This is a genomic window from Roseovarius sp. A-2 (genome assembly GCF_002072155.1).
Taxonomy (GTDB): Bacteria; Pseudomonadota; Alphaproteobacteria; order Rhodobacterales; family Rhodobacteraceae; genus Roseovarius.
This window is the reverse complement of sequence record NZ_BDIY01000051.1, coordinates 1-7,255: the sequence shown is the minus strand read 5'-3', so window position 1 is coordinate 7,255 and position 7,255 is coordinate 1. Positions and strand designations below refer to the sequence as shown.

7 protein-coding genes and 2 pseudogenes are annotated in these 7,255 nt (G+C 57.1%); 1 reads left to right on the top strand and 8 read right to left on the bottom strand.

What is annotated here, in order from left to right:
• The first annotated feature begins 122 nt into the window (after positions 1–122).
• Positions 123–1,219 (top strand): annotated as a pseudogene (locus tag BHD06_RS22025) (tyrosine-type recombinase/integrase).
• Between the two features lie 4 nt (positions 1,220–1,223).
• Here the strand turns inward: BHD06_RS22025 and BHD06_RS22020 are convergent.
• From BHD06_RS22020 to BHD06_RS24080, 8 genes and pseudogenes are all read right to left on the bottom strand, one after another.
• Positions 1,224–1,595 carry a helix-turn-helix domain-containing protein gene (locus BHD06_RS22020; RefSeq protein WP_080459096.1) on the bottom strand — a complete coding sequence of 124 codons (372 nt, stop codon included), beginning with the start codon at positions 1,593–1,595 and terminating at the stop codon, positions 1,224–1,226.
• An 11-nt stretch (positions 1,596–1,606) separates the two neighbouring features.
• Positions 1,607–1,951 (bottom strand): type II toxin-antitoxin system RelE/ParE family toxin, encoded by a 345-nt coding sequence (locus tag BHD06_RS22015; RefSeq protein WP_080459095.1) that lies wholly within the window; start codon positions 1,949–1,951, stop codon positions 1,607–1,609.
• A gap of 86 nt (positions 1,952–2,037) precedes the next feature.
• Positions 2,038–3,351 (bottom strand): plasmid replication protein RepC, encoded by a 1,314-nt coding sequence (gene repC, locus BHD06_RS22010; protein ID WP_080459094.1) that lies wholly within the window; start codon positions 3,349–3,351, stop codon positions 2,038–2,040.
• Positions 3,352–3,592: 241 nt separating this feature from the next.
• Positions 3,593–4,630 (bottom strand): replication protein, encoded by a 1,038-nt coding sequence (locus BHD06_RS22005; protein WP_254892570.1) that lies wholly within the window; start codon positions 4,628–4,630, stop codon positions 3,593–3,595.
• The gene (locus BHD06_RS22000) at positions 4,627–5,985 is read right to left on the bottom strand and encodes a ParA family protein (protein WP_176214470.1); all 1,359 of its coding nucleotides are present in this window, start codon (positions 5,983–5,985) and stop codon (positions 4,627–4,629) included. Before BHD06_RS22000 ends, BHD06_RS22005 begins: the two co-directional genes overlap by 4 nt.
• A 110-nt stretch (positions 5,986–6,095) precedes the next feature.
• Positions 6,096–6,482, bottom strand: a complete 387-nt coding sequence (gene icmT / locus BHD06_RS21995; protein WP_080459093.1) for an IcmT/TraK family protein — start codon at positions 6,480–6,482, stop codon at positions 6,096–6,098.
• A gap of 17 nt (positions 6,483–6,499) precedes the next feature.
• A complete protein-coding gene (locus BHD06_RS21990) occupies positions 6,500–6,895 on the bottom strand; it encodes a DotG/IcmE/VirB10 family protein (RefSeq protein ID WP_139784851.1) in 396 nt (131 codons plus the stop codon).
• A 106-nt stretch (positions 6,896–7,001) separates the two neighbouring features.
• Positions 7,002–7,255, bottom strand: a pseudogene (locus tag BHD06_RS24080) (hypothetical protein); the annotation flags it as partial.

The following is a 7,255-nucleotide window of genomic DNA, read 5'->3' as shown; positions in this document are numbered from 1 at the left end:
CACGAATAGTGACTCACATCCATGTACAGTCTCATGAACTCCGACTCAATCTCAAATATGAAAAACCGGCAAACCCTTGAAAACAAATGCAACGAAATCTCAGAAATTCCGGCAGCCCGACAATGCCCTCAGAGACCGAGAAATCGATGTCAGCGCTCTCTGATGAATTTAATGATGCTCGCATCGACGAGAGCGATCAAGACAAAAGCGACGATATCTCCCTACCCGCCCACGTCGCGGGCTCAGGCAGCCTCGAACGCCTGGTCGACACCGCCCGCGACTATGCGCGTGCTGCTGCGTCGGACAACACGCTGAAGGCCTATTCAAAAGACTGGAAACATTTTGCGCGCTGGTGCCGGCTGAAGGGCACCGAGCCCCTGCCCCCCTCGACCGAGATGATCGGACTCTACCTCGCGGATCTGGCCTCCGGGTCAGGCCCCTCCCCTGCCCTCTCCGTGTCGACGATCGAACGCCGCTTGTCCGGCCTGTCCTGGAACTACGCGCAGCGCGGCTTCACCTTCGATCGCAAGGATCGGCACATCGCCACTGTGTTGGCCGGGATCAAACGCAAGCACGCGCGCCCGCCGGTCCAGAAGGAAGCGATCCTGCGCGAAGACATCCTCGCCATGGTGGCCACCCTGCCCTACGACCTGCGCGGGCTACGGGACCGGGCGATCCTGCTGCTCGGCTATGCCGGTGGCTTGCGCCGCTCGGAAATCGTCAGCCTGGATGTTGGCAAGGACGACACGCCTGACAGCGGTGGTTGGATCGATATCCTTGACCAGGGGGCCCTGCTGACGCTGAACGCCAAGACCGGCTGGCGCGAGGTCGAGATCGGCCCGGGATCCAGTGACCGCCCTGCCCGGTTCATGCGCTCGAGCAATGGCTTCACTTCGCCAGGATCGATTTCGGGCCAGTGTTTACGCGCACCTCGCGGAATGGCAACAAGGCGCTTGAGGACCGCCTCAGCGACAAACATGTCGCGCGGCTGATCAAGCGATGCGTGCTGGCCGCCGGCATCCGGTCTGATCTGCCTGAGAAGGACCGCCTCGCGCTGTTTTCCGGCCATAGTTTGCGCGCCGGTCTCGCCAGCAGCGCCGAGGTCGATGAGCGCTACGTCCAGAAACACCTCGGCCACGCCTCCGCTGAGATGACCCGCCGCTACCAACGCCGCAGGGATCGGTTCCGTGTGAATCTGACCAAGGCAGCCGGGCTTTGATCGGTCAACGCCGTGCTGCGCTGATCTTTGACTTCACGGGTTTTCCCCGTGTCATCGGGATCTCGGCAACAGTGCCATCGGGCATCTCAGCGACAAGCCGCAACCGCCCACCCATGCCTTCGACATAGCGCTCCAGCGTCCCAAGTTTCGCGCCGGTCAGCTCCGCGTTCTCGAACCTTGATACCTCGCCCTGCGCCAAGCCTGTGCGCTCCGCCAGGTCCTTCTGGGTGATGGACAGCGCCTTGCGAATTTCGGAGAGATGCAGTTCCGATGCCATCTCTTTTGCAAGAGCCTCGATCCGAGCCCGTTTTGCCGCCGGAAGACCCCGAATGCGGTCACCGGCGTTCACAAAGGATGCTTTGGTCAACTTTGCCATGGTTTCTCTCCTTACTCCGCCGCGAGCCACTCATCGAAGCGCTTATCGGCGGTCGCAATCAACGTTTTGTAGAACCGCTTCTGGTTCTTGCCTTGTTTATCCCCTCCGACCAGGACGACAGCGTTTCGCTCCTCGTCGAATGCGAAGGCAAACCGCCAGACCCCCTGCCCTTTCACGCGTATTTCCTTCATATTCGCGTGTCCCGAGCCAGCCAGTGTATCGACATGAGGCCGACCTAACTGAGGACCGTACTGCTCAAGCAGCAAGATCACCGCATCAAGCTTGTCACACACCTCTTCCGGCAACCCGTCGCGTTCCCCAACGAAGTCCGGGTGTTCAAGTACGGACCACGTCATGACAGCAATATAGGCTCAAACAGATATCGGTTCAAGATGATATTTCCGATTTTGCCAGCTTCGATTTTAAGATTCATGATCCTCTCCTACGCCGTCTGTCCGCTCAATCGGCCATAAAAACTGCGATCCAGATGCAGATCCCCAGCTCTGGCCTTCTCGACCATGCCGCGCAGATAGCCGCCAGGCGATTTGACCTCTCCGGTGGTGTGTTTGTCGAATATCAGAGCGATTGCAGCAGATGCCACAACTGGTCCAAGCGCCTTTTGCGAAAGGTTCCACGCATCCTCGGAAATCCCGGCCATGCCCCTGATCTGACCCGCCGCACGGTGTAATTCGTTCCAGTTTCGGATATATCCGCCGCCAACAGCGCGCGCCATCTCCGCAAAATGCGGACAAGTGGCCATCAGCATCGGAATATCGACCTCTGACGTACGTTTGTTGGTGTGCGTGCTCCAGGCGATATCGAGATTCTCTCCTTCCAGTCTATCAACCCCCTCAGACTTCGGCATTTCTGGCGCAACGCCTGCCGCGTGCTTTGTTTCAAAGCGATTACTATTTACAGGATCATGTTGATTTGTAGTTAGTATATGGGTGTCATTTGAGACACCCGTGGGTGTCATATTTACATTGATTGGAATAACATTGTCCGTCGAGAACACCTGCAGAGGTGATGGTTTTGCGTCCGATTCTTCGGGACAATCAAAAGCGGCTTCGAAAGCTTGCTCTACGCGATCCTTGAAGGCTTTGAACCAGTCTACGATGTCCATAAGCCTGTTGGCCGCTGTCGTGCGCTTGGGAAGCCCCTGTAGTAGCACGGCGAACTCTTCCTCCAATTGCTTCCACGGGCCTCTGAGGCCGCTTTCCAGGGCTCTGTCGATCTTAGCCCGGATAACACGGCGGGTAATCGTCACGACATTCCTCAGCGAGGCGCAGAGCGCGCGTTCCTCTTTCAGCTGCGCATGGAGCGTCTCGAACTCCTCTGTACGTGCTGCGAGCGGCGCCAGATCGAAACCATAGGCCTCCACAATCACACCATCTTCGTCCCTACGACCATAACGCTTGCCGTTGGGGCTGTCCTTGATCCAGATAAGACCCAGTTCTGCCAGCCGGCGCACGTGGCGTCTCAACGTGGATAGCGAGAACCCTGTTTGCTCCATCAGGAAGTTGTTTGAGGCCCATACGATCGGCCGCCTGCCCTGCTCCCAGTCCTGTGGTTGCGTGAACGCGGCGAATGTATCGAGTAAGAGCAAGTCTTGCGCTCGCAGCCCGATCGCGGCTGCTACCCGCTTTGCCGCACTGGTTGCCTGTGATTTGGGTATAGAAAGCTGTTCACCGGCTTGTGCGTGCTTTTCAGCGACCACAAGGCCCGGCGTTGGCTTGCGCCATCCGTTATGTTTCATGGGTGTTGTTCCACCTCCATCAGTTGAATGAAGGCAAAAGGTTCCCGTTCACCAAATCGGTGTTGTTTCGTTGACATCGATCCGCGGGAGAGTTATCTAAAAGCTGCAACACAAATTAGATCAGCTCTCAGGCCGCATGGTTTGGGGGCTTTTCTTTTGCCGTTAGATCACGTGGTGTTCCTCTCTGCTCTTGGCCTCAATAGGGGTCGTACGCCCTTCCATGTCGTTGCAGGCGAACGCTTCATTTTTTCGACCCATGTTCTTGCAGATAAGCGGCGATTACGTCGCCAAGGCCCTCGAGACCCTGCTTATCTAAATCCAGTCCGGCAGCGCTGACTGACAGCTTCCCGCCTTGTGACGACATCGAGAGCTTTCTCGATCCGACTGATCTTGTGACAATCACCTTCTTTGGTTTTGCGGGCGCCTTAGCCTTTGTCTTCTTGGGTTCGGCGAGGCTGGAAACAGCCTTCTGAAGCTCGGGAAAGCTAAGATCATACGCATTCTTGAATTTATTCAAGATCTGCTCACGGTCCCTAAAAACCGATCTCCCTCGCGACACGATGCTCTCGTGGACGCCTATGCGCTTGGCAAAAGAAACGGCGGTGACATTGCTCGAAGCACTACTGGCTTTGAGGTTTTCGAACATCTCTCCAATCGATAGGAGCCGTTCGAACGGGCCGAGGTTTTCTCGCTCTTCGTTCTCTCTGAACCGCATGAAGAGTAGTTCAAATTCTTCATTCTCAGATCCACGTTTTTCCGGCGACGCCAAGACCGCGCGCAGGGGCATATTGAGCAGTTCTGCGATGGCATGCCGTCTTCGCCCTGTGATAAGCTCGAACTTCACCCCATCAACGTTTTCTGGGTCTAGCGGATCTGGCTTCCAATCCGGATCACTGGGCCAGACCTGTATCGGAGTGTCTTGTCCATTTGCTGCGATACTATCTTTTAGAGAGTGAAATGCTTCTTGGCTTTGCCAGTCGGAGCGGCGGTCCGATCCAAGCCTGTCAGTGACCATCTTCCAGTCTAGCGACAGTTCGTGGTGACCGTTGAGAATATCCTCCGCAATCTTTTCGCGGGCTCGATTCAGCGCCGCTTTGTTTTGCTCAACAGCGCCCGCCTTCCACGCGCTTCCAGCGCCGCCAACGCGTGGCTTAGCATCCTTAGCTGGAACCGGATCCGTCGCGTCACGCTTCGGATCGGGCTGCGCTCCCGGTCTTTTGGCTGACCCGTCATCCTGTGGCTTGTTCGTGTCTTGTAGCAAGGAACGCTTGAGTTTCATGCGGTTTCCTCCCCGTCTTCCTCATAGAATTCATTGATCCAGCTCTCCGCATAGCCTCGCTCACGACCTGGCCAGATCCGGGATACAATAGCATCGTTGACGGCGTCAGCATTTGTAATGAAGCGCTCGATACCCTTCTTCTTGCCGCGTGTATCGGGCTCATACTCATAAACTGACTGATAGACGTCTGACGCGTTCGCGATCGCATCCGACCGGAGGTAAAAAACGGGCAGCACTTCTGTTGGACAGTGCTCCAACAGATTAGCTACTTGTTTCAAGTCCTGGTCATTTGTTCGTTGCACGATTGTTGGCAGCAACATATTGGCCCCAGTACCAATCTCGATGCGGTCGTGATCAAGTATGTGATTGATCATCCCGCGAAGCCCAGTGACGAAGGTAGACAGCGTGGCAATGTCAAATCCCTTCATTGTCTGAGGAATAACCAAGTTGGTCGAAGCAACGACGTTGTTCAGCTGAAACAGAGTGAGCGCCGGCTGGTAGTCGATGATCAGGCAATCGAGTGTCTCAACGAGAGCGTCGTTGAGCTTTTCGGTATCGACCGAGCCATTGGACACAAGCTCGTTGGGCACCGTCTTGGGCTGGTGATGGTCACGCCAGCGCTCGACGGAGTCCCGAAGGTATCTGTAGAAAGCTTTATCGGGAGGATTATCGCGGATGAGTCGAGTGATCTGAAGTTCACCTTCAGAAGTCTCTCCGTGCGCAGGCAGGATTCGCAATCCGGGCCAAGATGTCTTCAGGAAAAAGCTGTCCAAGGTATCCGCGTCATGCTCGGTGTAAGGGCTACCATCTTCGCTCATGTACAACCCGGCAAAATCGACCAGTGTCGCCGTATCTTCCGTGGGAAGTTGAGGCAGGCCTTCGCCCCCGACAAAATAAAGTGTGATAGTACTCTGAGGGTCGGCGTCCATGACACCCACGCGCATCCCATAGTTGAGGCTCAGGTATTGCGCAAAATGTGCGGCAGTCAACGATTTGGCCGTACCGCCTTTCTGGCTCGCAAACGAAATCACCGGGAGCGTTTCACCGGGCTTTCTCCAAGCAAGATAGTCGTACGGTCGCTTAGCAGATGCGGCCAACAACGCTCGGATCTGCATCAAATCCACGAGAGTGAAAACCCGCTCTCTGCCAACATACTCGCCGGCGGGGAAATCACCATTCTCGCGGGCAAACTTTGTGAGGTACTGTATGCTGACATTGAGAAAGCGGGCGCACTGCCGCATGGACCAAGAGCGCTTGATCCGATTTCGAATCGTCAGGTCTTTGTTGACCGACACCATCGTCTTATCGAGACCGCGCGAGAGGTCGTTCAAAAATTGTTCTAGTGTACCGCTCATGATACTTACCACTGCCTCCGATTCTCTTATGGAATCAGTTCTGACTACTTGGTAGCATGGTTTGGTACATGTTGTATAGATATCGCGCTCCTATGCTATATAGACGCTCTTTATGGTCGCCACCGCGGCCGGATTGAGGTCTTGAATATATTCAAGACCGAGGATTTTGACGTTGATCGAGCGCTCACATTCAAAGCATCCGACCCATAATCCACCATCGGCCTGAGCCGCGTATATGCCACCGCCGGGCGGAACGGTCCGACCAGCTTCGAGCGCGCAAGCCGCAGGACATTCTCGAGCGCGTACTTGAAATAACCCGCCGCGGTGAACCCGGCGATCGCGAACACCAGCAGGGCGAAGGTCCACCAGCGGATGTGGAAGGCGAAAAGGACAATGAAGAACACCAGGCGCGCGTCGAAGGACGCGAGGCGCGGTCGCGCCATGGCGTAGCGCCAATGCACGGTGGAGCGATAGATGTTGTATCTGGTCTCGGGCATTGGGGGACCTCCGGTCATCAGCGGTTCGGCAACAGGACGTTGCCGGTGAACAGGACGCCGATGATCTGGCGTGAGCGTAACGAGATCAGCGGGCCCCTGGGTGCGCTTTGGACGAACTCGCCCGCGAGATCGTTGCCGACCTCCGCGAGGCCCTTGTAGAGGCCTTGCTCGATTGTCGACGTCGGACGCGTGACGCCGGTGACGCCGCCGAGATCAACCAGCGATGTGCCGGGATCGGAGAGCGCATCGCCCACGCCCGACACGAACGCCGCCGCGACCCGGGGTGCGTAGCGTGCGAAGAGCCGCCGATCCAGATCGCTGCGCACCGCGAGTGACTTTTGCCGCGCATCGACCGCATAGGCCGATACGGGGATTTGTGTGCCGTCCGCGAGTACCGCGGTGCTGAATCGCACAATGAGATGCGTGTTGCCCTGGTTGGCTTTGAGCCCGCCGAGGAGCCGGGCGCCCTTGAGCGGCCCTTTGCGGATTTCAGCGACGACGGGGCCGGGCGTGTCGCTGTCATTGGTGATGATGGTAGAGGCGAGAACGACCCCGCCGGCGCGAACGAGCGGCTCGGAAAGGGCAGGGGGGGTCGGCCTGGTGTCTCATGCCATCACTCGCTATCGCAGATGCAGCGTCTTCGCCGGAGACCAGGTCTTCCTCGACGACGACGGTGACGGCCGACGGCTGGGCGCTCCATGCGCCAAGCAGCCCCTGCTGCTGCGTCGCCATCAACTGCGCGAGCTGGTTGATGCGCGCATAGTCCGGTGGTT